Source organism: Micromonospora sp. LZ34 (genome assembly GCF_052981855.1).
On the sequence record NZ_JBRIQN010000031.1, the window covers coordinates 47,896 to 73,971 of the forward strand.

28 protein-coding genes and 1 pseudogene are annotated in these 26,076 nt (G+C 73.1%); 12 read left to right on the forward strand and 17 right to left on the reverse strand.

The genetic code is table 11. The features are described from left to right. Positions 1 to 162: 162 nt before the first annotated feature. From ACVCAH_RS26780 to ACVCAH_RS26790, 3 genes and pseudogenes are all read right to left on the reverse strand, one after another. Positions 163 to 489: a hypothetical protein gene (locus tag ACVCAH_RS26780; protein ID WP_447138977.1), complete on the reverse strand. Its 327-nt coding sequence runs from the start codon at positions 487 to 489 to the stop codon at positions 163 to 165. Positions 490 to 519: 30 nt separating this feature from the next. After that, positions 520 to 906, reverse strand: a complete 387-nt coding sequence (locus ACVCAH_RS26785) for a class I SAM-dependent methyltransferase (RefSeq protein ID WP_447138978.1) — start codon at positions 904 to 906, stop codon at positions 520 to 522. 375 nt (positions 907 to 1,281) lie between these two features. Continuing rightward, positions 1,282 to 2,505 (reverse strand): annotated as a pseudogene (locus ACVCAH_RS26790) (erythromycin esterase family protein). 556 nt (positions 2,506 to 3,061) lie between these two features. On the opposite strand from ACVCAH_RS26790, the gene ACVCAH_RS26795 reads away from it, so the two are divergent. After that, entirely contained in the window at positions 3,062 to 4,039 is a 978-nt protein-coding gene (locus tag ACVCAH_RS26795; RefSeq protein WP_447138979.1) for a zinc-binding dehydrogenase, read from the forward strand. A gap of 48 nt (positions 4,040 to 4,087) precedes the next feature. On the opposite strand, the gene ACVCAH_RS26800 is transcribed toward ACVCAH_RS26795, so the two are convergent. From ACVCAH_RS26800 to ACVCAH_RS26810, 3 genes are all read right to left on the reverse strand, one after another. Then, a complete protein-coding gene (locus tag ACVCAH_RS26800; RefSeq protein WP_447138980.1) occupies positions 4,088 to 4,546 on the reverse strand; it encodes a hypothetical protein in 459 nt (152 codons plus the stop codon). 134 nt (positions 4,547 to 4,680) lie between these two features. Then, positions 4,681 to 5,343 (reverse strand): class I SAM-dependent DNA methyltransferase, encoded by a 663-nt coding sequence (locus tag ACVCAH_RS26805; protein WP_447138981.1) that lies wholly within the window; start codon positions 5,341 to 5,343, stop codon positions 4,681 to 4,683. 99 nt (positions 5,344 to 5,442) lie between these two features. Then, positions 5,443 to 6,291, reverse strand: a complete 849-nt coding sequence (locus ACVCAH_RS26810) for an SDR family oxidoreductase (RefSeq protein WP_447138982.1) — start codon at positions 6,289 to 6,291, stop codon at positions 5,443 to 5,445. 103 nt (positions 6,292 to 6,394) lie between these two features. On the opposite strand from ACVCAH_RS26810, the gene ACVCAH_RS26815 reads away from it, so the two are divergent. Both ACVCAH_RS26815 and ACVCAH_RS26820 read left to right on the forward strand, forming a co-directional pair. Next, on the forward strand, positions 6,395 to 6,763 hold the full coding sequence (locus ACVCAH_RS26815) for a winged helix-turn-helix transcriptional regulator (RefSeq protein ID WP_447139017.1): 369 nt from the start codon (positions 6,395 to 6,397) through the stop codon (positions 6,761 to 6,763). 233 nt (positions 6,764 to 6,996) lie between these two features. Further along, the gene (locus ACVCAH_RS26820) at positions 6,997 to 7,878 is read left to right on the forward strand and encodes a trypsin-like serine protease (protein WP_447138983.1); all 882 of its coding nucleotides are present in this window, start codon (positions 6,997 to 6,999) and stop codon (positions 7,876 to 7,878) included. Positions 7,879 to 7,997: 119 nt separating this feature from the next. On the opposite strand, the gene ACVCAH_RS26825 is transcribed toward ACVCAH_RS26820, so the two are convergent. Both ACVCAH_RS26825 and ACVCAH_RS26830 read right to left on the reverse strand, forming a co-directional pair. Next, positions 7,998 to 8,597, reverse strand: a complete 600-nt coding sequence (locus ACVCAH_RS26825; protein ID WP_447138984.1) for a ClpP family protease — start codon at positions 8,595 to 8,597, stop codon at positions 7,998 to 8,000. 134 nt (positions 8,598 to 8,731) lie between these two features. Further along, a complete protein-coding gene (locus tag ACVCAH_RS26830; RefSeq protein ID WP_447138985.1) occupies positions 8,732 to 9,325 on the reverse strand; it encodes a helix-turn-helix domain-containing protein in 594 nt (197 codons plus the stop codon). Positions 9,326 to 9,514: 189 nt separating this feature from the next. On the opposite strand from ACVCAH_RS26830, the gene ACVCAH_RS26835 reads away from it, so the two are divergent. Beyond that, the gene (locus ACVCAH_RS26835) at positions 9,515 to 10,528 is read left to right on the forward strand and encodes a potassium channel family protein (protein ID WP_447138986.1); all 1,014 of its coding nucleotides are present in this window, start codon (positions 9,515 to 9,517) and stop codon (positions 10,526 to 10,528) included. Between the two features lie 62 nt (positions 10,529 to 10,590). Here ACVCAH_RS26835 and ACVCAH_RS26840 read toward each other — a convergent pair whose 3' ends face one another. Further along, positions 10,591 to 11,079 (reverse strand): MarR family winged helix-turn-helix transcriptional regulator, encoded by a 489-nt coding sequence (locus ACVCAH_RS26840; RefSeq protein ID WP_447138987.1) that lies wholly within the window; start codon positions 11,077 to 11,079, stop codon positions 10,591 to 10,593. A gap of 83 nt (positions 11,080 to 11,162) precedes the next feature. On the opposite strand from ACVCAH_RS26840, the gene ACVCAH_RS26845 reads away from it, so the two are divergent. Then, entirely contained in the window at positions 11,163 to 11,807 is a 645-nt protein-coding gene (locus tag ACVCAH_RS26845) for an FMN-dependent NADH-azoreductase (RefSeq protein WP_447138988.1), read from the forward strand. A gap of 80 nt (positions 11,808 to 11,887) precedes the next feature. Here the strand turns inward: ACVCAH_RS26845 and ACVCAH_RS26850 are convergent, their stop codons facing one another. The 3 genes from ACVCAH_RS26850 to ACVCAH_RS26860 all read right to left on the reverse strand — a co-directional run bounded on the left by ACVCAH_RS26850 (position 11,888) and on the right by ACVCAH_RS26860 (position 16,462). Continuing rightward, entirely contained in the window at positions 11,888 to 12,922 is a 1,035-nt protein-coding gene (locus ACVCAH_RS26850; RefSeq protein WP_447138989.1) for a 2-oxoacid:ferredoxin oxidoreductase subunit beta, read from the reverse strand. Next, positions 12,915 to 14,762, reverse strand: a complete 1,848-nt coding sequence (locus ACVCAH_RS26855; RefSeq protein ID WP_447138990.1) for a 2-oxoacid:acceptor oxidoreductase subunit alpha — start codon at positions 14,760 to 14,762, stop codon at positions 12,915 to 12,917. Before ACVCAH_RS26855 ends, ACVCAH_RS26850 begins: the two co-directional genes overlap by 8 nt. 299 nt (positions 14,763 to 15,061) lie before the next feature. Continuing rightward, positions 15,062 to 16,462 (reverse strand): hypothetical protein, encoded by a 1,401-nt coding sequence (locus ACVCAH_RS26860; RefSeq protein ID WP_447138991.1) that lies wholly within the window; start codon positions 16,460 to 16,462, stop codon positions 15,062 to 15,064. Positions 16,463 to 16,592: 130 nt separating this feature from the next. On the opposite strand from ACVCAH_RS26860, the gene ndhC reads away from it, so the two are divergent. After that, on the forward strand, positions 16,593 to 16,970 hold the full coding sequence (gene ndhC, locus ACVCAH_RS26865) for an NADH-quinone oxidoreductase subunit A (RefSeq protein WP_447138992.1): 378 nt from the start codon (positions 16,593 to 16,595) through the stop codon (positions 16,968 to 16,970). A gap of 126 nt (positions 16,971 to 17,096) precedes the next feature. Here the strand turns inward: ndhC and folP are convergent, their stop codons facing one another. After that, positions 17,097 to 17,966, reverse strand: a complete 870-nt coding sequence (folP, locus tag ACVCAH_RS26870) for a dihydropteroate synthase (RefSeq protein ID WP_447138993.1) — start codon at positions 17,964 to 17,966, stop codon at positions 17,097 to 17,099. 276 nt (positions 17,967 to 18,242) lie between these two features. Here folP and ACVCAH_RS26875 point away from each other — a divergent pair, with 276 nt between their 5' ends. Both ACVCAH_RS26875 and ACVCAH_RS26880 read left to right on the forward strand, forming a co-directional pair. After that, complete coding sequence (locus ACVCAH_RS26875; protein ID WP_447138994.1) at positions 18,243 to 19,001, forward strand: DivIVA domain-containing protein; 759 nt, start codon at positions 18,243 to 18,245, stop codon at positions 18,999 to 19,001. Beyond that, on the forward strand, positions 18,998 to 19,495 hold the full coding sequence (locus tag ACVCAH_RS26880) for an SRPBCC family protein (protein WP_447138995.1): 498 nt from the start codon (positions 18,998 to 19,000) through the stop codon (positions 19,493 to 19,495). The genes ACVCAH_RS26875 and ACVCAH_RS26880 overlap by 4 nt, the downstream gene beginning before the upstream one ends. A 33-nt stretch (positions 19,496 to 19,528) precedes the next feature. Here ACVCAH_RS26880 and ACVCAH_RS26885 read toward each other — a convergent pair whose 3' ends face one another. After that, positions 19,529 to 20,410 carry a sterol desaturase family protein gene (locus ACVCAH_RS26885; protein WP_447138996.1) on the reverse strand — a complete coding sequence of 294 codons (882 nt, stop codon included), beginning with the start codon at positions 20,408 to 20,410 and terminating at the stop codon, positions 19,529 to 19,531. Positions 20,411 to 20,554: 144 nt separating this feature from the next. On the opposite strand from ACVCAH_RS26885, the gene ACVCAH_RS26890 reads away from it, so the two are divergent. Together ACVCAH_RS26890 and ACVCAH_RS26895 are read left to right on the forward strand one after the other, a co-directional pair. Beyond that, a complete protein-coding gene (locus ACVCAH_RS26890; RefSeq protein ID WP_447138997.1) occupies positions 20,555 to 21,136 on the forward strand; it encodes a DNA-3-methyladenine glycosylase I in 582 nt (193 codons plus the stop codon). Between the two features lie 12 nt (positions 21,137 to 21,148). Next, positions 21,149 to 21,772, forward strand: coding sequence for a hypothetical protein (locus ACVCAH_RS26895; protein WP_447138998.1), 624 nt, complete (start codon positions 21,149 to 21,151; stop codon positions 21,770 to 21,772). 15 nt (positions 21,773 to 21,787) lie between these two features. Here the strand turns inward: ACVCAH_RS26895 and ACVCAH_RS26900 are convergent, their stop codons facing one another. Together ACVCAH_RS26900 and ACVCAH_RS26905 are read right to left on the reverse strand one after the other, a co-directional pair. Beyond that, positions 21,788 to 22,579, reverse strand: coding sequence for an enoyl-CoA hydratase/isomerase family protein (locus tag ACVCAH_RS26900; RefSeq protein WP_447138999.1), 792 nt, complete (start codon positions 22,577 to 22,579; stop codon positions 21,788 to 21,790). 4 nt (positions 22,580 to 22,583) lie between these two features. Then, positions 22,584 to 23,402 carry a PaaX family transcriptional regulator gene (locus ACVCAH_RS26905; RefSeq protein ID WP_447139000.1) on the reverse strand — a complete coding sequence of 273 codons (819 nt, stop codon included), beginning with the start codon at positions 23,400 to 23,402 and terminating at the stop codon, positions 22,584 to 22,586. A gap of 190 nt (positions 23,403 to 23,592) precedes the next feature. Between ACVCAH_RS26905 and ACVCAH_RS26910 the strand changes: the two genes are divergently transcribed. Together ACVCAH_RS26910 and ACVCAH_RS26915 are read left to right on the forward strand one after the other, a co-directional pair. After that, complete coding sequence (locus tag ACVCAH_RS26910; RefSeq protein WP_007455245.1) at positions 23,593 to 23,760, forward strand: DUF3117 domain-containing protein; 168 nt, start codon at positions 23,593 to 23,595, stop codon at positions 23,758 to 23,760. Positions 23,761 to 23,908: 148 nt separating this feature from the next. Continuing rightward, positions 23,909 to 25,384 carry a leucyl aminopeptidase family protein gene (locus ACVCAH_RS26915; RefSeq protein WP_447139001.1) on the forward strand — a complete coding sequence of 492 codons (1,476 nt, stop codon included), beginning with the start codon at positions 23,909 to 23,911 and terminating at the stop codon, positions 25,382 to 25,384. 46 nt (positions 25,385 to 25,430) lie between these two features. Here ACVCAH_RS26915 and ACVCAH_RS26920 read toward each other — a convergent pair whose 3' ends face one another. Beyond that, positions 25,431 to 26,039: an O-methyltransferase gene (locus ACVCAH_RS26920; protein ID WP_447139018.1), complete on the reverse strand. Its 609-nt coding sequence runs from the start codon at positions 26,037 to 26,039 to the stop codon at positions 25,431 to 25,433. Positions 26,040 to 26,076 lie beyond the last annotated feature (37 nt).

Below are 26,076 nucleotides of genomic sequence, written 5' to 3' on the forward strand. Positions count from 1 at the left end.
AAGTCCGAACCTCATGACGGAGCCCTCCGGATGAACGGGCGGTGCGATCCGTGGACACTATCGGCACCCGGCCGGGTTCGGTATCCCCCGCGTGACCCGTGTCGGAGGGCGCGACCAGTGCCGTATCAGGCTACGTGCGCCCGGTCGTTGCGCGCCGTGGCGCTAGGCAGCCTCGAGGACGAAGAACAGGAAGCACAGGATGTACCGCGAGGGGGAGGTCACGAGGTCGGGGAACGCCTCGCGGGCACCGGGTGCGGGAGGTGGTTCGCTCACGACGGCGATCCGGAAGCCGGCTGCGGTGAACTCGTTGGCTATTGCGTGCAGTGGTCGGTGCCAGTACGTCAGCACGGCGGGCTGGCCGTTGAAGGTGCACTCGTCGGTCCACTGTTCGGTGGCGAAGTAGTCGCCTTCGGGTCTGATCAGGTGGTAGACGAAGGGATGGTTGACGGCCACGATGAGTCGGCCGCCGGGTACGAGGACGCGCCGCAACTCGGCGAGTGGTGCCGTCCAGTCCTCTAGTTAGTGAAGGACGAGGCAGGCGATGGCATCGTCGAACGAGGCGTCGGGGAACGGTAGCGGATCGCCGCCCAGACCGCCCTGATGCAGGGCCGTGCCATCGCCGAGCCGCTGCCGGGCCAGGTCCAGCATCTTGGCGCTGGGATCGATGCCGGTCACGATGGCGCCGCGATCGCGCAGTGCCGCGAGCAGGGGGCCTGCTCCGCAGCCGACGTCAAGGATCCGCCGCCCGGCCACATCTCCGGCCAGGTCCAGCATTGCCGGCCGGGTGTAGTAGCCGTTGATGAGGTTGGACTCGGTCTCGGTGGCGTACGCCTCGGCGAAGCTGTCGTAGTCGTTGGCCAGAGCCTGGCCGGCAGGCCGGGAGGAGTGCTCAAGGTCAGGAGACATGCGGCCTATCCTGGCTGGGCTGATCGCTCCGCGGTGCGCACAGGCTTGGCCGTACAGCCATCCGTACAGCCAAGCCGGCTGACGAATACAGGTGGCGAGCGGCGGCAGCCGACTTGGTCGAGCAGGCCAACGGCCGTCATCGACGTGGGCCGACAGTAGTCTTGATCTTTGCAAAAGCAGGGGAGCTGGGCGTGCCCGATTGGGCGGGTGCCGAGGGTCAACGGCGGTCAGCTCCTGGACGTGCGAGCCGGCATGGCGACGCAGGTCAAGCCAGGTCATTGCCGAGCAGCTTCCACCCGTGTCCACACTTCCTAAACCGTGTGTCGCAGGTTCGAATCCTGCCGGGCGCACCAGGTCATGGCGTTGATCAACTGATCACGCCACCGGCCACCACGGTTGTCCCGCGGGGGCGTCCTTGACGAACACGATCGCGTCACTGCTCGCCAGGTGGGCCGGGTCCAGCGGGGAGTAGCCGAACCAGGGGGACACCCGGGGAGCGGGCGTCACGTCGCCCAGGATCGCGGCCAGTCGGCGGGCGTCGACGACGTACCGGTCCTCCGGGAGCGCGTACAGGAGCCCCTCGATGGTGTCCGGAGGTGGGGTCTCCACACCGTGGTGGCGGATCGTGCCGAGGGCCGTGGCCAGGAAGGCGTACCCCTCGCCCAGTTGGGCGCTGACGATCGCCCCGGCGCTCCACCATTCCAGCGGCAGGTCGCCCATCCGCATCCTGCTCTTGTCCCGCTGGAGGTGGCCGTTGTGGGCGTGCACCAGCGCCGGGCCCCGCTCGGCGATGGCGAGCAGGTTGGCGGCCATCATCGACGCCCGCGCGCCCAGCAGCCAGGCCAGGCGGCTCGGCGACGTGTCGGCCATCCAGAAGTGGTACCGCAGCAGGCCGGTGGCGGTGCGGCCGTACAGGCGTGCCCGGTCCCAGTCGTCCCGCGAGGACACCGCGATCAGGTGCGGTGTCTGCGTGTCAAGCAGGGCTACCAGGTCGTCGGCGAGCAGCCGCAGCTGTCTGGCCTCGGGCGTCTGCCCCACGGACAGGGACGGGTCCATCATGGCGGCGGGATTGGCCCACCGGTCGTCGGCGCCGAGCAGGCGGTCGAGCGTTTCCGCGGTGCAGGGGAGCAGGTCGGCGTCAATCCGGGCGGTGAGGTAGGCGTGGAGTGCGGTGAGGGCCTGCCGAGGGCTCGCGGCGCCGGTGATCTCCAGCGGGCCGTCGAAACCGGCGAAGCGCAGCCGCTCGGACGCGGGTCGTCCGTCGTTGTACGCGCGCATCTAGCGCACCAGCTCGCGGTTGGCCGCGGACGCGCCGAACCCGTGGCTGAAGCCGCGCCCCATGACCTCGTCGAGGCTGCCCGTGCCCGAGGTGACGTAGTCGTCCACGACCACGCCCACCATGCAGTCGCTCTCGATCGCGATCGTCCGGTAGCCCTCCTGCTCGACGAGTTGCCGGAAGAGGTCGTTTCGCAGCTCGAGCAGAACGTCCTCGCCATGGGTGGGCTCACCCAAGGCAAGCAGTCGCGGCCGGGCCGGGAGTAGATCCATGACGGTAGCGGCGTCGACGACATGGGCGGCGTCTTTGATGGCAGCAGTCATTCCCTAAACGGTATCGTTGAACCAACGGTTGAAAGTTGTCCGCGATTTCAGCAGGACAGCGAGGCAAAACCTTCAAAACGGCGGACGGCTGAGGCCGTCGTGCGGCGACACCTCGGCGCCCACCCAGCTCCGACAGCTCGGCGGCGGCTCGACGAATGCCTGATGGCCCGTCGGGTACGCGGTTGTCGATAGCGAAGGATCAAGCCGGAAGACGCCCCGCGCCGCTACCGCGCCGGGCCGAGCCGACCCGATGGGTGTGGAATCGCCACGGCTGATCCGACCTAGGCGGAAAGGGAGGCCTGCGGTGAAGGACAGGATCCTGAAAGGGATACGGAAGAGGGCGAACACGATCGTGGTGCGCCGGAGACGCGGGGATGCCTTGATCAGCAGGCCGACCGCGGCCAGAAGGCCCGGCAGGCTCTTTCAATGAGAGCGCGACCCGCCGGCCGGTAACCCGCCAGGACGTGGTGGAGCGCGGCCAGCCGGGCGCACAGTGACCCGGATGACGGTCGTCCGGGGTTGACCTCAACCGGCCTTGAAGTTGTCGGATCGTCTCATGCGTGCCATTCAGCTTCACGAGTTCGGTCCGCCCGGAAACCTGGTCCTCGACGAGCTGCCGGACCTGTCGCCCGGCGCCGGCCAGGTTCGGATCGCCGTCCGGGCCAGCGGGGTGCACCTGCTGGACACGACGTTGCGGCGGGGGGAGGCCGGCGGGCCCCTGCCGCTGCCCGAGCTGCCCACCACCCCCGGCCGGGAGGTCGCCGGCGTGGTGGACGCGCTGGGCGCGGGCGTCGACGAGTCCTGGCTCGGCCGGCGGGTCGTCGCCCACCTGGGCATGGTGCCGGGCGGGTACGCCGAGCAGGCGGTCACCGCGGTCGAGTCGCTGTTCGCCGTACCGGAGCGGCTGAGCTTCCCCGAGGCGGTGGCCGCGGTCGGCACCGGCCGGACCGCCCTCGGCGTCTTCGAGCTGGAACGTCCGAGCGCGGACGACGTCGTCCTGGTGCCCTCGGCGGCCGGGGGCATGGGTTGGCTGCTGGTCCAGGCGGCCCGGTCGACCGGTGCCACGGTGGTGGCGGCGGCGCGGGGGGACGACCGGACGGCGGCGCTGCACGACCTGGGTGCGCACCTCGTGGTCGACTACGGGCTGCCCGACTGGGCCGACCGGGTCCGGGAGCAGGTCGGCGGCCCGACCCTGGTCTGGGACGGGGTGGGCGGCGCGGTGGGACGGGCCGCCCTCGAGCTGCTGCGCCCGGGCGGCCGGTTCATGATGTTCGGCTGGTCGTCCGGCGAGGCGACCAAGGTCGACACCGCGGACCTGGTCGAGCGGGGCCTCACCGTCGGCTGGCTGGGGCAGCGGATGCGGGCCCTGCCCGGCGGCATCCCGGGGCTGGCCGCCCGGTCGCTGGAACTCGCCGGCCGGGGCTGGTGGCGGCCGCGGGTGTCGACGTATCCACTGGCCGACGCGGCCACCGCGCATGCCGACCTGGAGGGGCGACGAGCACTGGGCAAGGTGGTGCTGACGGTTTCGGACTGACCGGACGGCGGTGGGCGGGGTGGCGGACCTGCCCCGCCCACCGGTCGGTCAGTTGCCGCAGGCCGTGTCCAGGCCGGCGATCGGCTGGTTCAGCTCCGGCTCGTCGACCTCCATCGGCTTCGGGTCGGCCAGCCGCTTCTCGATCGCCCCGGCGAGGTTCTCGAACGCCGTGCGTACCGTCGGATCCGCCGCCTGCGTCGCCTGCTGGCGCACGCCGTCGGAGATGGTGCGGTACCGCTGGCGGATGAGCTTGTCCTCCTCCTGCTTGCCGATCGGCTTGTCGATCTGGGCGATGGCGTCGTCCGTCATCGCCACGAAGCCGGACTTCACCGCCTCCGTCGCGGCCGTGCAGACGGTCTTGGTGTTGGCGGCGACGTCCACCGTCGGGCCGGCCGACGCCGAGTCGGCGGACTCCGGCTCGGCCGTCTTCTCGCAGCCGGCGGCGAGGCCGGCGGCCAGCGCCAGAGCGGCGAGGGTACGGAAGGTGCGCAGGTAGGTGCCGGACATGACTCTCCCCGTTGGTCTCCACGGTCCGGCGTGCGACCGGCCCCCGATGGCGGGCTCGGCGTACGGACCGACGACCCGCCACTGTAGAGGTCCGCGCCGGCTGAGGCGATCTTGTTACACCGCCCCCGCCCGGGTTACTCCGCCGGCCGACGGGCCAGCAGGTACGCGTGCGGCGTGCGCTCCATGCGGCCCGCGAACATCTCTGGTTCGCGCACCAACCGCATCCGCATCTCCAACCCGCCCTCGGTCAGCAGGTCGGCGACCGGGTCCGGCTGCCGGCGCCGGAAGGTCAGCGAGACCGGATGACCGAGCGCCTCGGTCAGGTGCAGCGGCTCGTCGCCGACCTGGAACGCCAGCAGCAGGTGACCGCCGGGCGCCAGCGCCCGGCGGAACCCGGCGAAGGTGGCCGGGAGCAGGTCGTCCGGGAGATGGATGGTCGAGTACCAGGCCACGATGCCGCCGAAGGTGGCGTCCGGCAGGTCCAGGTCGGTCATCGAGCCCACCGTGAAGCGCAGCCCGGGGTGGGCCGCGCGGGCCGTCTCGATCATCTGCGGGGACAGGTCGACGCCGAAGACGTCCAACCCGAGCCCGTGCAGGTGGCCGGTGATGCGGCCGGGACCGCAGCCGAGGTCGGCGACGGTGCGGTTGCCGCCGGCGCATACCAGCTCGGCGAAGCCGGTGAGGACGGCCCGCTCCCACGGGTTGCTCGCCAGTTCGTCCTGGAGATGCTCGGCGTAGCTGGTGGCCACGGTGTCGTAGGACGTGCGGGTGTCGCGCAGGAAGTCGGGTTCGATCATCCCGGCACGCTACCGGGCCGGGACGACGGCCACGGGCGGCGTCCCGCCGGGCCGCCCCGCCAGCCGATCGGCGGCGGCGGGGCGGCGGTGCGCGTCAGGTCAGAGCGCGGCCCGGATCGCCTCGGCCAGCGTGGTCGGCTCGCGGCCGATCAGCCTGGCCAGGTCGTCGCCCGCCACGTACAGCTCACCCTGGGCGGCGGCCCGGTCGCCGTCGGCGAGAACCTCGGCGTACTCCCGGGGCAGGCCGGCGCCGACGAGCACCTCGACGTACTTCTCCACCGGCAGGTCGGTGTAGCCGACGTGCCGGCCGGCCTGCCGGGACAGCTCCTCGGCCAGCTCGGTCATGGTGAACCCCGCGCCACCCAGCTCGTACACCCGGCCGGCGTGGCCCTCGGTGGTGAGGACCGCGGCGACGGCCTCGGCGTAGTCGGCGCGGGCCGCGCCGCTGATCCGGCCGTCCCCGGCCGCGCCGGCGATCCCGTGCTCCAGGTACGTCGGGATCTGCGGGAGGTAGTTCTCGAAGTACCAGCTGTTGCGCAGGAAAACGTACGGCAGGCCGGAGGCCGCGATCACCTGCTCGGTGCCCCGGTGGTCGACGGCCAGGATCAGGCTGGAGGTGTCCGCCTTGGGGGCGCTGGTGTAGGCGATCAGCCGGACGCCGGCCTCCTCGGCCGCGGTGACCACGTTGCGGGCCTGCTCGACCCGGCGGCCGATCTCGGTGCCGGAGACGAACGCCAGCTTCTCCGCGCCGGCGAACGCCGCACGCAGCGATTCGACGTCGTTGTAGTCGGCCCGCCGTACGGCCACGCCCCGGTCGGCCAGGTCGGCCAGCCGGTCGGTGTCCCGGCCGAGCGCCACGACCTCCCCGGCCGGTACGCCCCGGCGGAGCAGCGACTCGACGATCAGGCGGCCGAGGTGGCCGGTGGCGCCGGTGACGACGATGGACATGGGCACTCCCTTGCGCGAAAGGTCTCGGTCGTCAGCGTCAACGGGAACACCGGACCGTCACTTCCCGTTGGAGAGTAGGCACCTTCAAGTGCGTGACTTACCGATGGAGAGTGGTGGCGTGCAGCCGAACGTCTACGCCCGCGACTGCGGCAGCCGGCAGGTGCTGGACCGGATCGGTGACCGGTGGAGCGTCCTGGTGGTGCTCGTCCTCGCCGACGGCACCAAGCGCTACGGCGAACTGGCCCAGCGGATCGAGGGGGTCAGCCAGAAGATGCTCACCCAGACGCTGCGCGGGCTGGAACGGGACGGGCTGGTCACCCGGACGGTGCACGCCAGCGTGCCACCCCGGGTCGACTACGCGCTGACCGACCTCGGCCGCAGCCTGCTCGACCTGGTCGTCGGGCTGGAGAGCTGGGCCACCACGCACCTGGACCAGGTGCAGGCGGCCCGGGCCCGCTACGACGCCCGGTGACGGGTCCCGCCGGACGGCGGTGAGGCCGGCGACCGGCGGTCGATGTAACGAAGATTGCCGCCAATACGCTGCGCCGCGAGCGCGCGCGCGCCGTTCCCACCCGACATAGGCTCCGCCCTATCAGGGGATCGGCACGTGATGACAATCCCACGCTGGGTGTCGGACGCGATCGAGGGGGCGCGTCCGGCGTCGTGCCGGTTCCCGCCGGTCCGCTCCACCCGACGGAGGATCGCGTGCGTCGTACCGCACTCTTCGCCACCCTTACCACCGCAGCGCTCGGCGCCGCCCTCGCCGCCGCCGTGCCCGCGGCGGCGATCAACACCTACAACGCCCTGCCCGCCCCGGAACGCACCGAGGTCGGCGCCCTGATCGTGCAGTGGGACCGCGACGGCGACCCCGGCACGCCGGACGTCGTCGACTGGTACTGCTCCGGCACCATGATCGACCGGGACGTCTTCCTGACCGCGTCGCACTGCACCACCGACTGGGCCCCGGGCGCCCGGTTCTACGTCTCACTCGCCCAGGACGTCGAGGGCGCGCTGGCCGCCGCCAAGGCCGCCGGTCTCAGCCCGGCGCAGGTGGCCGCCGCCGTCGCGGTCGAGGGCACCGAGCACGTCCACCCGGACTACCCGGGCAACTCCGCGGACTCGCACGACATCTCCGTGGTCACCTTCGACGCCGCCCAGGCGGCGGAGCTGGACCGGCGGTGGGACTTCACCCCGGCCGCCCTGCCCGGCGCCGGGCAGCTCGACGCGCTCGGCTCCCGCGCGCTCGACGCGGCCCGCTGGGAGGTCATGGGCTACGGCACCGCCGAGGCCCAGCGCGAGCCGGGCGGGCACGTGCACCCGGGCGGCGGGGTGCGGATGAAGGCCGAGGTCGGCTTCAACGCGCTGAACGACACCTGGGTGCGCCTGGCCATGAACGCCAGCCGGGACTACGGGGGCGCCTGCTACGGCGACTCCGGCGGCCCGAACTTCCTCACCCTGGGCGGGCAGCGGATTCTGGCGTCGACCACGATCACCGGCGACGCCCCCTGCTATGCCACCAACGTGACCTACCGGCTCGACAGCGACAGCGCCCGGGACTTCCTGGACGACTTCGTCGACCTGCCCTGACGGGACCGCGGGCCGGCTGTGCCGGCCCGCCGAGAGGGGCACGCGACGGCGGCCGGCGGGACCATCGCCGGCCGCCGCCGCGCGTCATACCCGGACCGCTCCCGTCACGGCCCGGGCCGTCAGCCCACCGGGAGCTGCTCGGCCGTGGTGAGCACCCGGTCGACCAGGCCGTACTCGCGGGCCTGCTCGGCGGTGAACCAACGGTCCCGGTCCCAGTCCCGCTGGATCTCCTCCAGGGCGCGCCCGCTGTGCCGGGCGATCAGCTCCTGCATGGTCCGCTTCACGTGCAGCATGTTCTCGGCCTGGATGGTGATGTCCGCGGCGGTGCCACCCATCCCGCCGGACGGCTGGTGCATCATGATCCGCGAGTGCGGCAGCGCGAAGCGCTTACCGGCCGCACCGGCGCAGAGCAGGAACTGCCCCATCGAGCCGGCGAAGCCGAGCGCCAGGGTGGCCACGTCGTTGCGGACGTACCGCATGGTGTCGTAGACGGCCATGCCGGCGCTCACCGAGCCGCCCGGCGAGTTGATGTAGAGGTAGATGTCCCGCTCGGCGTCCTCGGCGGCGAGCAGCAGGATCTGGGCGCAGATCTGGTTCGCCGTCGCGTCGGTCACCTCGGTGCCGAGGAAGACGATCCGTTCCTTCAGCAGCCGCTCGAAGACCTGGTCGCCGAAGGTCGGTTGCCCGCCGTCCAGCATCCGTATGCCGCTCTCGATCATCGCGTCCGCCCTCCACCGTGCCGGCGGGCGGCGGAACCGCCCGGGGGACCGGCGCTTCCAGCCTCCGGCGGAGCGCGGGCGGAGCCCAGGGTTTCTGCCCGCGGCAGATCCGCCCTGGGCAGAACCGGGCCGGGCTAGGCGGGGGTCAGCCGCCGCCGGCCCGCCCGGGCCCGCCTCCTGGCCAGCGCGTTCGAGATACGCGGACGCGGGCGCCCGGCCGGGGCGGAGGGGATCAGCCGGACGCGCAGCCCGGCCCCGCCGACGGTCGACCCGACCATCGGCAGCCCACCGCCGGCGTACGTCGGCGCGCCGACCGTGAGCACCACCGACCCGCCGGTGTACGGCCTCGGCTCGCCGGCCCCGGGGCCGAAGCCGACCCGCGTCCCGCCGGCATGCGGACCGACCGCCAGGCGTGGACCGGTCTCCTCGTGGCGGGAGACCGGCACCCGCTCCAGCCGGGTCAGCGCGGCCCGCGGTGCGGCGGGGATGCGCGGCTCCACCCGGCGCAGGTCGTCCCGCGCCTCCTCCAGCAGGTCGGAGAGGCGGATGCCGAGCGCCCGGCAGATCGCCGCGAGCACCTCCGACGAGGCCTCCTTGCGGCCCCGCTCGATCTCGGACAGATAGGGCACCGACACCCCGGCGGCCACGGCCACCTCGCGCAGCGTGCGGCCCTGCCGCAGCCGGAGCCGGCGCAGCACTCCGCCGATCACTCGTCGCAGCAACGACATGCCGGCCTCACTCTCGTGGTCGCCGTCTCCGGACACCCCCATCATGCCCGGTCGCCGCCGTCCCGGCCGGCCCGGTCGTCGTCGGCCGCAGTGGGGCGTCCGCGTGATCACCCTCCGGGCGTGCGACCGCCGTGGAAACCGCTATGTTGTGGGCGTGCACGCGTCGGTGGAGTCGGGGCAGGTCCTGCGGTGATCCATTTTCCCGCCCAGCGACGGGGGCCGCTGAGCGCGTTGAGCATGCGCCTGGCGGCGGCGATCGGGCTGGTCCTGACCACCGCCGCCGTGGTCTACCTCGACCGGGACGGCTACCGGGACGTCAACGAGGACCGGCTCACCCTCCTCGACTGCTTCTACTACACGGTGGTGACCCTCTCCACCACCGGCTACGGCGACATCACCCCGGTCAGCCAGAGCGCGCGGCTGATCAACGTCGTGTACATCACCCCCGCCCGGGTGCTCTTCCTGATCATCCTGGTCGGCACCACGCTGGAAGTCCTGACCGAGCAGTACCGCACCGGCCGTCGCCTGTCGCGGTGGAGGAGAACCGTGAAGGACCACGTCATCATCTGCGGCTACGGCACCAAGGGCCGCAGCGCGGTCTCCGCGCTGCTGGAGAACGGTCTGGACAAGTCGCGGATCGTGGTGGTGGAGCGCAACGGCGCGGCGCTGCGGCAGGCCACCTCGGCGGGACTGGTCGCGATCGAGGGTTCGGCGACCCGCTCGTCGGTGCTCAACGAGGCACACGTCCGGCACGCCAAGGCGGTGATCATCGCGACCGACAGCGACGACGCGTCGGTCCTGGTGGCGCTGACTGTACGCCAGCTGACCGCGGGGCAGGTGCGGATCATCGCCGCCGCCCGGGAGGCCGAGAACGCTCCGCTGCTGAAGCAGAGCGGCGCGCACCACGTGATCGTCTCGTCGGCGACCGCCGGCCGGCTGCTGGGGCTCTCCACCTCCGCCCCGCCGCTGATCGACGTGGTGGAGGACCTGCTCACGCCCGGGCAGGGGATGGCGCTGGCCATGCGCTCGGCCGAGCGCCACGAGGTCGGCCGCTCGCCCCGGGAGCTGGATTCGCTGGTCATCGCCCTGGTCCGGCGGGGCAAGGTGGTCACCCTGGCGGACCGGGCGGGTGCGGTGATCGAGACCGGCGACATGCTGGTCCACGTCCGCGACGACCGTCCCCAGTCGGCTCCCACCGCCTGACCGCGCCGGGCCCGCCCCCGGTGCCCGGGTCGGGCGAGCCGCGTTCCGGTCCCGCCCGGTGTTCAGCATTGGTCGTCGGGCCCTGACTCGTACCCGGCTGCCTCGACGCAGTTCGGCGCCGTCCCGCTGGTCGCTCGTCGGAGCAGGTCGTAGAGCGTTTCCCGCTCGGCGGGCGCCAGCGCTCCGAGCACGTCGTCCTCGGCCACAGCCAGGGCGCATTCGGCCTCGTTGAGGCGTTTCGCACCGTCCGCGGTGAGTTCGACGACGTGCCGCCGGCGATCCTCCGCCGAGCGTCGCCGCTCCACCAGCCCGGCCTGTTCAAGGTCGTTGAGCAGCCCGACCACGTTCGTCGCGTCGATCTCGAGCCGGCCGGCGAGGGCCTGCTGGCTGATGCCGCCCGCCTCGCGCAGCACGGTGAGCGCGACGAGGTGTCGCGGGCGCAGGCCGAGTGGTGCTAGCACCGACTCCGACCGCAGCCGGAACCGCCGGGCCAGGTGGTCGAGCAGCGCCCCCGACCGGCGTTCCGGCCGGTCGACCGGCAGGGCAGGCATGTGACCCAGTCTACCCGTGCACGGACCATCGGCCTGCTATAAATGGTTGGCGCTACACAAACGATCTGTGGAGGGTTAGCCAAATGTCACACCTGTTGCACATCGACTCGAGCATCCGGGGGGAGCACTCGGTCAGCCGGCGACTCACCGCCCGCGCGGCCGCCGCCTGGCGGGCCGCCCATCCGGGTGGCACGGTGACCTACCGTGACCTGGGCAGAGAGCCGCTGCCGCACCTGGACGAGGCGGGTGGGCTGGCCCGGATGGTGCCGGCCGACCAGCACACCCCGGCGCAGCGCGCGTCCTGGCAGCTGACCGAGCGGCTGGTCGACGAGGTCAGGCGGGCCGACACGGTGCTGCTCGGGCTCCCGCTGTACAACTACGCCGCCCCGAGCAGCGTGAAGACCTGGGTGGACCACCTGATCGCACCGGGGCTGGCGTTCGACCCGCAGACCCAGAGCGGCCTGCTGGGCGATCGGGAGTTCATCGTGCTGGCCAGCCGGGGCGGTGGCTACGGCGCGGGCACCCCGCGCGAGGGCTGGGACCACGCCGAGCCCTGGCTGCCGCACGGCCTCTCCATGACCGGCCTGGCACCGCGCTTCATCGCCGCCGAGCTGACCCTCGCTCCGGTCAACCCGGCCATGGCCGAGTTGATCCCGCTGCACGAGGAGAGCCTCGCGGCGGCCGAGCGCGCCATCGACGAGCTATGGGTGCCGGCCTCGGTCGGCTGAGGGGTCACCTGGACAACCGGACAGGGCGGTCGTCCCCCACGTGGGGGACGACCGCCCTGTGCCGTGCGCTCAGTCGTGGATCAGAGGATCGTCCAGGTGTCGCCGCTGGCGAGCAGGCCGGCGAGTTGCTGTTCCGGAGTGTCGGTGACCTTCGCCCGGGCGGTGGCGAGCTGCTCCTGCACGACGCTGTCGTAGGAGGGGCGGTCCACCGAGCGGAACACCCCGATGGGGGTGTTGCGCAGGTCGAGGCCGGGCAGCCGGGACAGCGCGAACGCGTACGCCGGGTCGGTGACCGTGGCGTCGTGAACGACGATCTCGTCGGGGCTGGTGGCCGCGGTCTCCCGCACCTCCAGGCCGAACCCGCCGGGCGGGTGGACGACGCAGTACTGGCCGTCCCTGCCGAACGTGATCGGCTGCCCGTGCTCCAGCCGGATCAGGTAGTCGTCCCGGGTGGCCGGCTCCTTGAGCTGGTCGAAGGCGCCGTCGTTGAAGATGTTGCAGTTCTGGTAGATCTCCACGAACGCCGACCCCTGGTGCTCGGCCGCCGCCCGCAGCACCGACTGCAGGTGCTTGCGGTCGGAGTCGATGGTCCGGCCGACGAAGGTGGCCTCCGCGCCGAGGGCGAGGGAGATCGGGTTGAACGGGGCGTCGGCGGACCCGACCGGCGTCGACTTGGTGATCTTGCCGACCTCGGAGGTGGGCGAGTACTGCCCCTTGGTCAGCCCGTAGATCCGGTTGTTGAACAGAAGGATCTTGAGGTTGACGTTGCGGCGCAGCGCGTGGATGAGGTGGTTGCCGCCGATGGACAGGGCGTCGCCGTCGCCGGTGACCACCCACACCGAGAGGTCCGGCCGGGTGGCCGACAGGCCGGTGGCGATCGCCGGGGCGCGGCCGTGGATGGAGTGCATCCCGTAGGTGTTCATGTAGTACGGGAAGCGGGACGAGCAGCCGATGCCGGAGACGAACACGATCCGCTCGCGGGGGATGTTCAGCTCGGGCATGAACTGCTGCACGGCGGCGAGGATGGCGTAGTCGCCGCAGCCGGGGCACCAGCGCACTTCCTGGTCGGACTTGAAGTCCTTGGCGGTGAGCTTCAGCGCGATGGGCTCAGACATTCTTCAGGACCTCTTCCAGCATCGTCTCCAGCTCCGCGGCGGTGAACGGCAGGCCGCGGACCTGGTTGTAGCTGATCGCGTCGACCAGGTACTTCGCCCGGATCACGTGCGCCAGCTGGCCGAGGTTCATCTCGGGGATGACCACCCGGTCGTACGAGCGCAGCACCGTCTCGAGGTTGGCCGGCATCGGGGCCAGGTGCCGCAGGTGCGCCTGCGCGACCGACAGCCCGCGCTGGCGCAGGGCCCGGCAGGCGGCGCCGATCGGCCCGTACGTCGAGCCCCAGCCGAGCACCAGGACCCGGGCGTCGCCCTCGGGGTCGTCGACCTCGACGGCGGGCACCGGGATCGCCTCGATCCGGGCCGCCCGGGTGCGGACCATAAAGTCGTGGTTGGCCGGGTCGTAGGAGATGTCGCCGGTCTTGTCGGCCTTCTCCAACCCGCCGATCCGGTGCTCCAGGCCGGGGGTGCCGGGGATCGCCCACGGCCGGGCCAGGGTCTCCGGGTCCCGCAGGTACGGCAGGAAGGTGGTGCCGTCCTCGCCGTTGGGCTTCGTGGCGAACTCGACCCGCAGATCCGGCAGCGCCGCCACGTCGGGCAGGAGCCACGGCTCCGAGCCGTTGGCGACGTAGTTGTCCGACAGCAGGATCACCGGAGTCCGGTAGGTGAGCGCGATCCGGGCCGCCTCCAGGGCCGCGTAGAAGCAGTCCGCCGGCGACTTCGGCGCGATCACCGCCACCGGCGCCTCGCCGTGGCGGCCGTAGAGCGCCATGTTCAGGTCGGCCTGCTCGGTCTTGGTCGGCATACCGGTCGACGGGCCGGCGCGCTGCACGTCGACGATGACCAGGGGCAGTTCCAGCGCCACGGCGAGGGAGATGGTCTCGCTCTTCAGTGCCACGCCGGGGCCGCTGGTGGTGGTGACGCCGAGGGCGCCGCCGTAGGAGGCGCCCAGCGCCGCGCCGACCGCGGCGATCTCGTCCTCGGCCTGCATGGTGAGCACGCCGAAGCGCTTGTGCTTGCTCAACTCGTGCAGGATGTCCGAGGCCGGGGTGATCGGGTAGGCGCCGAGGAAGACCGGCAGCCCGGAGCGGACGCCGGCGGCGACCAGGCCGAGCGAGAGGGCGGCGTTGCCGGTGATGTTGCGGTACGTGCCCGGCGGCATCTTCGCCGGCTTGACCTCGTAGCGGACGGCGAAGTCCTCGGTCGTCTCACCGAAGTTCCAGCCGGCCCGGAAGGCGGCGATGTTCGCCGCGACCAACTCCGGCCGCGCCGCGAACTTCCGCTCCAGGAACCGCAGCGTCGACTCGTACGGCCGCGAGTACATCCACGACAGCAGACCCAGGGCGAACATGTTCTTCGCCCGCTCGGCGTCCTTCTTGGACACCTCCTGGTCGGCGAGCGCGCCGATGGTCATCGACGTCAACGCCACCGGATGCACCACGTAGCCGGCGAGCGAGTCGTCCTCCAGCGGGCTGACCTGGTAGCCCACCTTGGCCAGGTTGCGCTTGGTGAACTCGTCGGTGTTGACGATGATGTCCGCGCCGCGGGGCAGATCCGCCAGGTTGGCCTTCAGCGCCGCCGGGTTCATCGCGACCAGCACGTTCGGCGCGTCACCCGGGGTCAGGATGTCGTAGTCGGCGAAGTGCACCTGGAAGCTCGACACGCCGGGCAGGGTGCCGGCAGGAGCCCGGATCTCGGCGGGGAAGTTCGGCAGCGTGGAGATGTCGTTGCCCAGTTGCGCCGTCTCCGAGGTGAACCGGTCGCCGGTCAACTGCATGCCGTCACCCGAGTCGCCGGCGAACCGGATGACCACCCGGTCCAGTTGGCGGATCTGCTTGGTCACGCCTGCACCTCGCTTCGCTCAGCACGGCCGCGCGGGCGGCTGAACATGATGGTGACCTCGCCTTGCCCGGCCACGTGACCTCCTTGACGCACCGCCGCACCGGCCGTCCGTGGCTGGTCCGGCCCGCTGTCGTTCCTCATCTCAGAGACTACGTCGGATCACCCGGGCAACCTCCCCGGAGGTCCGCCGACTGGGACCGGAAATGGCCGTACTTTGTCCTGTCCTGCGGCGTTTCGCCCCGCCCGCCGTAATCCAGATCACCGGTCGGCGACCGGTCCACCGGGCTCCGTCGCGGTCGGTCACTCCGGGATCGCGGGCCGGGCCGTCGGGTCCGGGACCGGAGCGGTCATCCGCCGGCGCAGCGAGGTGGTGGCCAGCGCCAGGGCGAGCACCACCAGCAGCGTGGAGACCGCGATCAGCAGGATCGCGGTCCGCTGCACCGAGCTCAACCCGCCGTCGCGGTCGAGGACCGGGGCGGTGGCGGCCACCACCCCCTGCGAACCGGTGGGCGCGGGGGGCGAGGCCACCGGCGTGGCCAGGGCGACCGCCGCGGTGATCCGGAAGCTCATCTGCACCTGCCGGGTCCGGCCGTTGCGCGGGTCGAGCTGCCCGACCACCGCGCCGGAGAGCGGGGCCGCGTGCTGGGCCTCCGGCGTCGCGACCACCGGCAGGCGCAGCTCGGCGGTACGCCCCGCCGGTACCGAGCCGGCCGCACACCGGGTCCGGTTCGCCGCGACGGCGGTGCAGCCGGCCGGTGGCGTCGGCACGCTCAGGACCACCTCGACCCGGCCGGTGGCGTCCACCCGGCCGGTGTTGCCGAGCCGGACGGCGAGTTCGGTCGCACCGCCGCTGATGTCGAAGGCGACCTCGTCGGCATGCAGCGCGATGCCGGGCACCGGCGGGCCGGGCGGGAAGAGCACCGCGAAGCCCTCGTTGTCGCTCACCGAGCCGGCCGTGCCGGGCGCGGTCGCGGTGACCCGGACCGAGCCGCTGAGCGGCATCTTCCGCCAGGCGGTGCCGCTGACCCGGATCTTCAGCCGGGTGCTGAACCGCGCGCCGGGCGCGGTCGTCCACTCTCCACAGCGGTGCTCGCCGCCCCCGGTGGCGACGCAGCCGACCGTGCCCGCGTCGGTCAGCCCGGCGGGCAGGGTGTACCTGAGCCGGACCCGCTCCCGCGCGGCACCGGTGTTGGTGACGCTGACCCGCAGGGTGGTCACCGTGCTGGCCGAGTTCCAGTACCCGCCGGAGAGTTCGATGTCGTCGGTGCTGACCTGGACGCCGAGCGGGCTGGCCGGCGGGGCGCCGGGACCGGGCGCGGACGGCCGGACCGGCGGCACCGGATCCGGCGGCGGGGGCGCGGTGGTGGTCGGCGGGCCCGTGGTCGGGGCCGGGCTCCCGGAATCGGTGGCGGACGGGTCGGGGCCGGCGGTCGGTGTCGCCGAAGGCGTCGTCTCCGGGCTGGTCGGTGGCGCGGTCGTGGGCACCGGCCCGGTGTCCGTCGGGTCGGCGGTCGGAGTCTGCTCGTCCGGTTCGTCCGCCGGCACCGTGCCACCAGTGGTGACCCGGGCGGCGGTCGGTGCGGCTGTCGCCCAGCCGGGCAGGACGGGGATCGCCAGCCCGAGCGCGAGCGGGATCGCCAACAGCGGCGTGACGCGCCGGCCACGCGCCCGCCGAGCGGGCGATACGTCTGCGCGGGCCATCTGTCCTCCGGTGTGACCAGGGGTGAGGATCCAATAATCGTGACATTTGCCCCAGAGCACTAGTCCCACCGGAAAACAAATTCGTAACGTGTCCGAAACGACCGCCCGGGCGGGACGGTAGGCTGCCGGCGTGACCGGTTACCTGGGCTCGTACGCGACGCTCGGGCTGCTGCTGCTCGTCAGCGTCCTCTTCTTTGTCGTGGCGTTCTCGGCCAACCGGGTGTTACGTCCTGCCCGTCCGGCTGATCCCGCGGGCAAGCGGGCCAGCTATGAGTGCGGGCTCGATCCGGTCGGCGGCGACTGGGCCCAGATGCAGATCCGGTACTACGTGTACGCGTACCTGTACGTGCTGTTCGCGGTGGAGTCGGTCTTCCTCTTCCCGTGGGCGGTCGTCTTCGACCGGCCGGGCTTCGGGCTGGTCACCGTGGTCGAGATGGCGGTCTTCGTGGCGGTGCTGGCGCTCGGCATCCTCTACGCGTGGCGTAGGAACATCCTGCGCTGGACCTGACCCGGGCGGCGTCCGGCGATCGTGCCGGCCGGCTGCGCCGACCGGGCGGTCGGCAGCGGGCGATCGGCGCCGGCAGCGTCATGGGCGGTCGGTGACCGGTGCCCGAACGCCCGGCCCCGAAGGGAGTCAGGCGAGGCCGCGCCGGGTCGACGTCGGCGGCCGGTCACCCCGGATCGAGGCGACCATGTCCAGCACCCGGCGGGTCGGGCGCACCTGGTGGGCCCGGAACACCCGGGCGCCCAGCCAGGCGGACACCGCGGTCGCCGCCAGGGTGCCCTCCAGCCGCTCGGCCACCGGCAGGTCCAGCGTCTCGCCGATGAAGTCCTTGTTCGACAGCGCGACCAGCAGCGGCCAGCCGGTGCCGGAGAGCTCGTCCAACCGGCGGGTGATCTCCAGCGAGTGGCGGGTGTTCTTGCCGAAGTCGTGCGCGGGGTCGATCAGGATGCCGTCCCGGCGTACGCCCAGCGCGACCGCGCGCTCGGCGAGCCGGGTCACCGTCGCGACCACGTCGGCCACCACGTCGTCGAAGGCCGCGCGGTGCGGCCTGGTCCGCGGCGCCAGCCCGCCGGCGTGCGAGCAGACCAGCCCGGCGCCGGTCTCGGCGGCCACCCGGGCCAGCGCGGGGTCGGCGCCGGACCAGGTGTCGTTGAGCAGGTCGGCGCCGGCCGCCACCGCCTCCGTCGCCACCTCGGCCCGCCAGGTGTCGATCGAGATCACCACCTCCGGGAACGCGGCCCGGACGGCGGCGATGGTGTCCACCGTGCGGCGGATCTCCTCGGCCACGTCGACCTCGGCTCCCGGCCCAGCCTTGACCCCGCCGATGTCGATGATCCCGGCGCCCTCCTCGACCGCCCGCTCCACCGCGCGCAGCGCGCTGTCGGCGGCGAACGTGGCGCCCCGGTCGAAGAACGAGTCCGGCGTCCGGTTGACGATCGCCATCACCACAAGCTCACCGGGGTCGAACGTCCGCGCACCGAGCCGAAGCGCTCCGGCCATGCCGCCTCCCGAGATCCGCCACCGACCGCCTGTCGTCGGCCGTTCACGACGCTATCCGGTCGCCGGCCGCCACCTCCGACCGCCCGGACGGGCGGTGCCACCGGCGGGGACGCCGACGTCCGGCGGGCGCGGTCGGGCCCACCGGGCCGGGCACGCCCGCGTCGCCCGGCTGGTCGGGCGGCGGTCGGCGCAGGTCGACGGGTCGGACCGGAGACATCCGGCCACGGGGTGGGTGGTGGGGTCGCTCCGGCCCGTTCGACATGCCACGATCTGTGCATGGGTCAGGTTCTGCTCCTGCTGGTCGTCGCGTTGACCGTCGCGGCCGTGGTGTTCGGGGTGACGGTGCTGGTCACCGGCCGGGATCCCGGCCTCGCGCCGGCCGAGCCGGACGGCCGGGCGGTGCCGCTGCCGGGTGCCCGTCCGCTGCGCGAGTCGGACGTCGGCGAGGTCCGGTTCGACACCGCGCTGCGCGGCTACCGGATGGCCCAGGTCGACCAGGCGATGCGCCGGGCGGCCTACGACATCGGCTACAAGTCCGAGCTGATCGGCGTGCTGGAGGCGGAGGTGACCGCGCTGCGCGAGGGGCGGATCGCCGACGCCGACGCGCTGCGCCGGGCCCGGGAGCAGTCCGCCGGCACCGGCGGTCCGGCCACGCCCGCTCCGCCGGCAGCCGGCGCCACCGATCCGACAGTTTCCGCCGGGCCGGCCGTCTCCGAGCCCACCGTGTCCGCCGGGCCCGCGGTCTCCGAGCCCGTGGTGTTCGCCGAGCCGGCGGCGACCGGGCGGGACGCCTCTGCCCGGCCCGCGACCGGGTCGGATGCCTTCGCCCGGCCGACGACGGCCACCGGGACCGCCGCCGAGCCGGCCGGGACCGCAGCGGGGACGGCGGCTGGTGACACGCCGGGTGCCGAGGGTGCGCCGGGAACCGGGAACGGGGCCGGACCGGCACACCGGCCACCCGCCGGAACCGAGGACGGACCGGGCGAACCGGAGGACGGCCGGCACGGGCCGGTGGCCCGGTCGGAGCCGGTGTGAGCGGCTCCGAGGGAGCGGACGATCTGCGCGAGGCGGCCCAGCCGGGCGCCGGCGAGGTGACCGCCACGGTGATCGTCAACGCCCCGGCCGACCGGGTCTTCGCGGCACTGACCGCGTGGGAGCGGCAGTCCGAGTGGATCCCGTTCACCACCGTCCGGGTGGTCGAGGGCGACGGCGGCGAGGGCAGCCTCGTCGAGGCGGTCACCACGCTGGGCCCGGCCGTGCTCCGGGACGAGATGCGGGTGGTCCAGGTGGACCCGCCGTACGAGGTGCGGGTGGTGCACTGCGGGCGGCTGCTGCGCGGCCCCGGCGTGCTGCGCTGCACCCAGTTGGCGCGGGACCGCACCCAGGTGGTCTGGCACGAGTGGTTCCACCTGCCGGGCGGTACGGCCGGCCGGGTGGCCCGGCCGGTGCTCTGGCCCGGCTCCAAGTTCGGCCTCACCCAGGCGCTGAAGAGGTTCGCCCGGCTGGTCGAGCAGGGCCGCCTGCCCTGATCCCCGCCCGGCCCGGCCCGGTGGCCGGATGGTTCAGCGGGTGGTGACCGGGGTGGGCGGTGCCGGGGCGGCCGGTGCGGGCGCGGCCTCGGGCCGCCAGCCCGGCGTGCGGAACAGCACCCCGGCCCGGTGCCGCCAGCTCGCCGCCGCGCGCAGGTCGCGGGCGATCGAGGCGTACTCGTGGAAGGCCACCCGGAGCGGGTTGTAGGTGTCGATGTTCTTGGTCAGCCCGTAGACGCAGCGCTCCCGCTCCGGGGCGAACGAGCCGAACAGCCGGTCCCAGACGATCAGGATGCCGCCGTAGTTGCGGTCCAGGTAGCTGCCCTGCGACGCGTGGTGCACCCGGTGGTGCGACGGGGTGTTGAACACCGCCTCGTACCAGCGGGGCAGCTTGTCGATCCGCTCGGTGTGGATCCAGAACTGGTAGAGCAGGTTGACCGAGCCGGCGAAGGCCAGCACCGCCGGGTGCACCCCGACGAGGATCAGCGGGATGTAGAAGACCCAGCTGGTCAGCCCGGTCCACGGCTGGCGCAGCGCGGTGGAGAGGTTGAACCGCTGGGACGAGTGGTGCACCACGTGCGAGGCCCAGAGGAACCGGACCACGTGGTGGCTCCGGTGCGACCAGTAGTAGCAGAAGTCCTGCGCGAGCAGGATCAGCGGCCAGCTCCACCACAACTCGGCGACCCGCAGCGGGGTGAGCGCGTAGAGCAGCGCGTACGCGGCGGCGATCGGGACCTTCCAGAGCAGGTCGGTGAAGACGCTGCCCAGCCCCATCGCCAGGCTGGTGGCGGTGTCGGCGCCCCCGTAGCCCACCTCGTCGTCGTCGCGGTGCAGCAGGTAGGAGACCCGTTCAAGCACGACGAGCAGCAGGAAGGCCGGGATCGACCAGGCGATGACGTCCGGGAACTCCTTCATTGCCGCCTCCCGCTGTCGGTGCCGTGCGTGCGCCCACCGGTGGGGTGTGACGGCGCACACCTACCGACCGGTAACCGGCACCATAGGCAGCCGGCCGGGCCGGAGGCAATGGGTGTGTCGGGGGATTGGCCTACCGTGTACGCCGTGAATGACCTGGTGATCGGCGCCGACGGGCTGCCCCGCTGCGCCTGGGGGGCGAGCACCCCCGACTACGCCGTCTACCACGACACGGAGTGGGGCCGGCCGCTGCACGGCGACGACGCGCTCTACGAGCGGATGACGCTGGAGGCGTTCCAGTCCGGCCTGTCCTGGCTGACCATCCTGCGCAAGCGGGCCAACTTCCGGCTCGCCTTCGACGACTTCCACATCCCCACCGTGGCCGGCTACGGCGAGGCCGACGTGACCCGGTTGCTGGCCGACGCCGGCATCGTCCGCAACCGCGCCAAGATCGAGGCGGCGATCGCCAACGCCCGCGCCGCGCTGGACCTGCCGGAGGGGCTCGGCAAGCTGCTCTGGTCGTACGCGCCACCGCCCCGGGCCGGCCGCCCCACGTCGTTCGCTCAGGTGCCGGCGCTGACCGCCGAGTCCACCGCGATGGCCAAGGCGCTCAAGAAGCGCGGCTTCCGGTTCGTCGGCCCCACCACCGCGTACGCGCTGATGCAGGCCACCGGAATGGTCGACGACCACCTCGCGGGCTGCCACGTCGTGACGCCCGACGCGGCGTGATGGGATGAGGGCATGACGACCGACACCGCGCACCGGGTGAACGGGACGGGCCACGCCGGCGGCACCGGCGTCTGGGCGGTGCTGCTGCCGGCCGGGCGCTACGACGCCGAGCGGCTCGTCCATCACGACACGCTGGAGCTGACCGGCCTCGACGGCGCCGCCCGCCCCCGCCCGGGTGACCAGGTCGCGGTGCTGGCCGACGAGCCGCCGCGGCTGGTGGCGCTGGGCCGGGTGGTCGCGCCGACCGGCGAGGCGCCGGAGGACCCGGACGATCCGCTGTCCGATCGGGGTCCGGCGGAGCTGGTGGTGGCGTACACCCGGCGGGCCTTCGACGAGCCGGTGCCGGTCGACGCGCTGGTGCTCGACGGGCCGGTTAGCGCGCTGGACCCGGCGGTCTTCCGGCAGTTGGTCGACCGGCTCGGTCCGCCGAAGGAGCGGCGCTCCTGGCTGGTCAGCCTCGACCTGCCGATCGAGGCCGAGTCACCGGCCGAGGCGGTCCGGCTGTTCTGGGCGTACGTGCAGGAGCTGGGCCCGCGCGAGTTGCCCGCCTTCGTCTCGCCGTCCGGCGACGAGCTGGCCATGCAGGCGTTCGTGCTCGGCGCCGAGGCCAACCAGGATCCGGAGGAGGACGACTGACCCGCCCGGGGCGGGTCAGTGGCCCTCGAAGGCCGGCTTCTGCTTGTTGACGAAGGCGAAGGTGGCCGCGCGGTGGTCGTCGGTGGCCCCGCAGATCGACTGGGCCTGCGCCTCGGCGGCCAGCGCGTCGGCGAGGGTGCCCGCGTCGGCGATGGAGAGCTGCCGCTTGATCGCCCCGTACGCGACGGTCGGGCCGGCGGCCAGCCGGGCGGCCAGCTCCTGAGCGGTCGGCAGCACCTGCTCGTCGTCGTCGACCAGGCGGTTGAGCAGCCCGAGCCGGCAGGCCTCCTCGGCGCGGACCGGCTCGGCCAGCATCAGCAGCTCCACCGCCTTGGCGTGGCCGACCAGCCGGGGCAGCGTCCAGGAGGCGCCGGTGTCGGCGGCGAGCCCCACCTTGGCGAAGGCCATCAGGAAGCTGGTCGACGGCCCGCCGATCCGCAGGTCGGCCAGGAAGGCCAGCGAGGCGCCCGCCCCGGCGGCCATCCCGCGCACCGCGGCGACCACCGGCTTCGGCAGGTTGGCCAGCCGGGCGGCGATCGGGTTGTAGTGCGCCCGGACGGTGTCCAGCGGCTTGCCGTCGCCCGACTCCAGCGTCCGGACGTGCTCGCGCAGGTCCTGGCCGGCGCTGAACGACCCGCCCGCGCCGGCCAGCACCACGGCCCGGCAGGACCGGTCGTTCTCCAGCTCGGCCAGGGTGTCCCGGAGCGCCTCCTTGAGCGCCACGTCGAGCGCGTTCATCGCGGTCGGGCGGTTCAGGGTCAGGGTGACGACGGCGTCGGTGCGGTCGACCAGCAGCGGCTCGGTCACGTCTCTAACGACCCTTCTGTCGGACGATGCGGTTGCCGGCGTCGAGGCACTGCTCGACGTACCGGTCCGCGGCCGGCCGGAGCCGGGCCGCGTGCCGGTCGAAGAAGCTGGCCGCGGCGGTGCCGGGCCAGCGTTCGGGCAGCAGCGCCGGCGGCAGCTGCGGGTCCCGGAACAGAAAGGTACGCCACGCGTGCACCAGCCGGAACCGGGCGGCGTACGCCTCCTCGTCGCCGCTGCGCACGGTCACCCCGGCCAGCAGCGGGCGCTGCTCGGCGACGAACTGCTCGTAGGCCCGACCGATCTCGGCGAGGTCCCAGGCGCGGCGCACCACGCCCATCGCGCCCGGGGTGCCCGCGGCGTGCGCGGCGGTGAACCGCTCGAACCGGACGCCCGCCTCGGCGAGCAGCAGGTCGACGTCGTCGGCCGGGCGGGTGGCCACCCAGGTCTGCTCGTCGAGCGTGCCGTAGCCGAGGAAGCGCAGGTTGGCGGCGAGCCGCTGGCGTTCCCGGCGGGCCGCGGGCGCCTCCAGCACGAGCAGGTCGAACCGGCCGTCCCAGCTGAACCGGCCGGTGCGGTAGATCCGGGCGGCCGCCTCGTCGAGCCGGCGGCCGGCTTTCGGTGTGATCGAATATCCCGGTCCGGAGGTGAGCCGGCACGGGTCGAGCCAGCCCTGGCGCACCATCCGGGACACCGCCGTACGCACGGCGGGCGGGGCGATCCCGAGCGGCGCCAGCAGCTTGACCAGGGCGGCAACCGGTGCCCGGCCACCCCTCGGCCGGAGGTAGTCGCCGTACAGGTCGAAGAGTGCCGACCGTGCCTGCATGACCGCACATTGTGACAGGCCTTCTCAAGATAAGCTAGATGCTGTTACATCAATGCTGCTTCGGTTTGGGTCCGGCGGTGTTCATCAGGGAAAATCGTCAGTCGACACCCCCGCGTAGGTTGCGGGTGGTCATGACGAAGTGGCTGTGGGGCAACCCACCGACCCTGGTGTAGGTCTGAGGGGAGACAACATGGCGGCGATGAAGCCGCGGACGGGCGACGGTCCGCTGGAAGTCACCAAGGAGGGCCGGGGCATCGTCATGCGGGTCCCGCTGGAGGGCGGTGGCCGGCTCGTCGTCGAGATGACTCCCGACGAGGCCAACGCGCTCGGTGACGCGCTGAAGGCGGCCGCCGGCTGAGCGAGGAGCGGTTTGGGCGGCAGCCGTCGCCCGGACGGTTCGTCATACCCTGAGCCACCGGCCCTGCCGGTGGCTCAGGGCTTCACCGCGCGGAGCGCCGTGGGATCACCGCGCTCCGCGATCCCTTTTCCTGGAGGTGCGGTCCCGCGTGCTCGCCATCCGCCTGGTCGCCGAGCCCGACCGGCTCGACACCCTCGTCCTGCCCCTTCGACCGGCTGAGGAGGGGGCGGGCGGCGAGACTCCGGCCGTGCCCGTACCGACCGCGGTGGCGCTGCCCGACGGCGTCGTCGACGAGGCCGCCGCGCTGGCTCCGGCCGCCCGGCTCACCGGCCGGGCCGGTGAGGCCCGGACCCAGTTCCGCCCGGGGGGCACCCCGGCCGCGCTGCTCCTAGTCGGCATCGGCGACGGGGACGAGGCGAGCTGGCGGCGGGCCGGCGCCGCGGTGGCCCGCGCCGCCGTAGATGAGACGCACATCACGGTGGCGCTGCCGGCGGACGCGTCCCCGGCCGCCGTCCGGGGCCTCGCCGAGGGGCTGCTGTTGGCCTCGTACCGCTTCCGGCTGACCGACGCCGGCGACCGGCCCGCGCTCGCCGAGGTCGACCTGCTGGTGGCCGATCCGGACCCGTACCTGGTCGTGCTCGAGACGGCCCGGACCACCGCCCGGATGACCCGGCTGGCCCGCGACCTGACCAACACCCCCTCCTCGGTCAAGAACCCGGAGTGGTTCGCCGGGCAGGTGGCCGCGCTGACCGACGGCGTGCCGGACCTGCACCTGCGGGTGCGCGAGCCGGCCGAGCTGGCCGCCGAGGGCTTCGGCGGCATCCTCGCGGTGGGTGGCGGCTCGGCCCACGGTCCGCGCCTGGTCGAGCTGGACTGGCGGCCGGCCGACGCCCGCACCCACGTGGTGCTGGTCGGCAAGGGCATCACGTTCGACACCGGCGGCATCTCGATCAAGCCGGTGCCGGCGATGACGTTGATGCGCAAGGACATGGCCGGTGCGGCGGCGGTGGTGGCGGCCACCCTCGGCGCGGCGGCGCTGCGGCTGCCGGTGCGGGTCACCACGCTCGCCCCGCTGGCCGAGAACATGGTCAGCGGCGCGGCGTTCCGCCCGGGCGACGTCGTCCGCCACTACGGCGGGACGACCAGCGAGACCACCAACTCCGACGCCGAGGGGCGGTTGGTGCTCGCCGACGCGATCGCCTACGCGGTCCGCGAGCTCCAGCCGGACCTGCTGGTCGACCTGGCCACCCTGACCGGGGCCAACGCGGTGGCGCTGGGCAAGCGCACCGGCGCGCTCTACGCCGAGAACGACGACCTGGCCGCCGGCGTGCTGGCCGCCGTGGCCGCGGCCGGCGAGTCCGCCTGGCGGATGCCGCTGCCGGCGGACTACGTCGAGTACCTCGGCAGCGAGCTCGCCGACCTGTACAGCGCGCCGAACCAGGGCGCCGGCTCGGTGGTGGCCGCGCTCTACCTGCGCGAGTTCACCGGCGAGCTGCGCGACCGCTGGCTGCACGTGGACATGTCCGCGCCGTCCTGGGCGGACGCCGACGACGCGGAGCTGACCAAGGGCGCGACCGGCTGGGGCGTACGCTCGCTGCTGCGCTGGCTGGACACGCTGGGCTGACCGGCGGACGGCGCCCGCCCCCGGCGGGCCGCGTGCTCGCCGCCGGTCAGCACTTCACCGCGGCGAGCAGCCCGTGCCCGAGCGGCAGCAGCGCCGGGATCCAGTGCTCCGACTCGCGGATCGCCTTGATCGTCTCCCGGATCGTCACGGTCTCCACGTCCCGGGCGGCCGGGTCGCCGATCCGGCCGCCGGCCAGCGTGCCGTTGAGCGCGAGCACCCCGCCCGGGCGCAGCAGCCGCAGCGCGGCGTCCACGCAGGCGTTGAAGCCGGTCGACTCGGCGTCCACGAAGACCAGGTCGTACGCGCCGTCGGCGAGCCGGGGCAGCACGTCCAGCGCCCGGCCGGTGATGATCCGGGTCCGGCCCGCGGCGAAGCCCGCCTCGGTGAAGATCCGCCGGGCGATCCGCTGGTGCTCCACCTCCACGTCGATGGTGGTGAGGACGCCGTCGGCCCGCATGCCGCGCAGCAGCCACACCCCGCTGACCCCGGTGCCGGTGCCGATCTCGACCACCGCCCGGGCGTTCCCGGCGGCGGCGAGCAGCCGCAGCGCGGCGCCCGCGCCGGGGGTCACCGCGTCGAGGCCGACCTCGTGGGCCAGGCTGCGGGCGGTGCGAAGCACGAGATCCTCGGTGACGTACGACTCGGCGAACTGCAGAGCCTGGGCCGTCGAACTGCCGGAACCGGCGACCGTG

Coding starts and splice junctions, on each gene's coding strand:
- ACVCAH_RS26785 (WP_447138978.1), bottom strand. CDS start 906: ATGTCTCCTGACCTTGAGCACTCCTCCCGGCCTGCCGGCCAGGCTCTG.
- ACVCAH_RS26795 (WP_447138979.1), top strand. CDS start 3,062: ATGCGTGCCATTCAGCTTCACGAGTTCGGTCCGCCCGGAAACCTGGTC.
- ACVCAH_RS26800 (WP_447138980.1), bottom strand. CDS start 4,546: ATGTCCGGCACCTACCTGCGCACCTTCCGTACCCTCGCCGCTCTGGCG.
- ACVCAH_RS26805 (WP_447138981.1), bottom strand. CDS start 5,343: ATGATCGAACCCGACTTCCTGCGCGACACCCGCACGTCCTACGACACC.
- ACVCAH_RS26810 (WP_447138982.1), bottom strand. CDS start 6,291: ATGTCCATCGTCGTCACCGGCGCCACCGGCCACCTCGGCCGCCTGATC.
- ACVCAH_RS26815 (WP_447139017.1), top strand. CDS start 6,395: ATGGAGAGTGGTGGCGTGCAGCCGAACGTCTACGCCCGCGACTGCGGC.
- ACVCAH_RS26825 (WP_447138984.1), bottom strand. CDS start 8,597: ATGATCGAGAGCGGCATACGGATGCTGGACGGCGGGCAACCGACCTTC.
- ACVCAH_RS26830 (WP_447138985.1), bottom strand. CDS start 9,325: ATGTCGTTGCTGCGACGAGTGATCGGCGGAGTGCTGCGCCGGCTCCGG.
- ACVCAH_RS26840 (WP_447138987.1), bottom strand. CDS start 11,079: ATGCCTGCCCTGCCGGTCGACCGGCCGGAACGCCGGTCGGGGGCGCTG.
- ACVCAH_RS26845 (WP_447138988.1), top strand. CDS start 11,163: ATGTCACACCTGTTGCACATCGACTCGAGCATCCGGGGGGAGCACTCG.
- ACVCAH_RS26850 (WP_447138989.1), bottom strand. CDS start 12,922: ATGTCTGAGCCCATCGCGCTGAAGCTCACCGCCAAGGACTTCAAGTCC.
- ACVCAH_RS26860 (WP_447138991.1), bottom strand. CDS start 16,462: ATGGCCCGCGCAGACGTATCGCCCGCTCGGCGGGCGCGTGGCCGGCGC.
- folP (WP_447138993.1), bottom strand. CDS start 17,966: ATGGCCGGAGCGCTTCGGCTCGGTGCGCGGACGTTCGACCCCGGTGAG.
- ACVCAH_RS26875 (WP_447138994.1), top strand. CDS start 18,243: ATGGGTCAGGTTCTGCTCCTGCTGGTCGTCGCGTTGACCGTCGCGGCC.
- ACVCAH_RS26885 (WP_447138996.1), bottom strand. CDS start 20,410: ATGAAGGAGTTCCCGGACGTCATCGCCTGGTCGATCCCGGCCTTCCTG.
- ACVCAH_RS26895 (WP_447138998.1), top strand. CDS start 21,149: ATGACGACCGACACCGCGCACCGGGTGAACGGGACGGGCCACGCCGGC.
- ACVCAH_RS26905 (WP_447139000.1), bottom strand. CDS start 23,402: ATGCAGGCACGGTCGGCACTCTTCGACCTGTACGGCGACTACCTCCGG.
- ACVCAH_RS26910 (WP_007455245.1), top strand. CDS start 23,593: ATGGCGGCGATGAAGCCGCGGACGGGCGACGGTCCGCTGGAAGTCACC.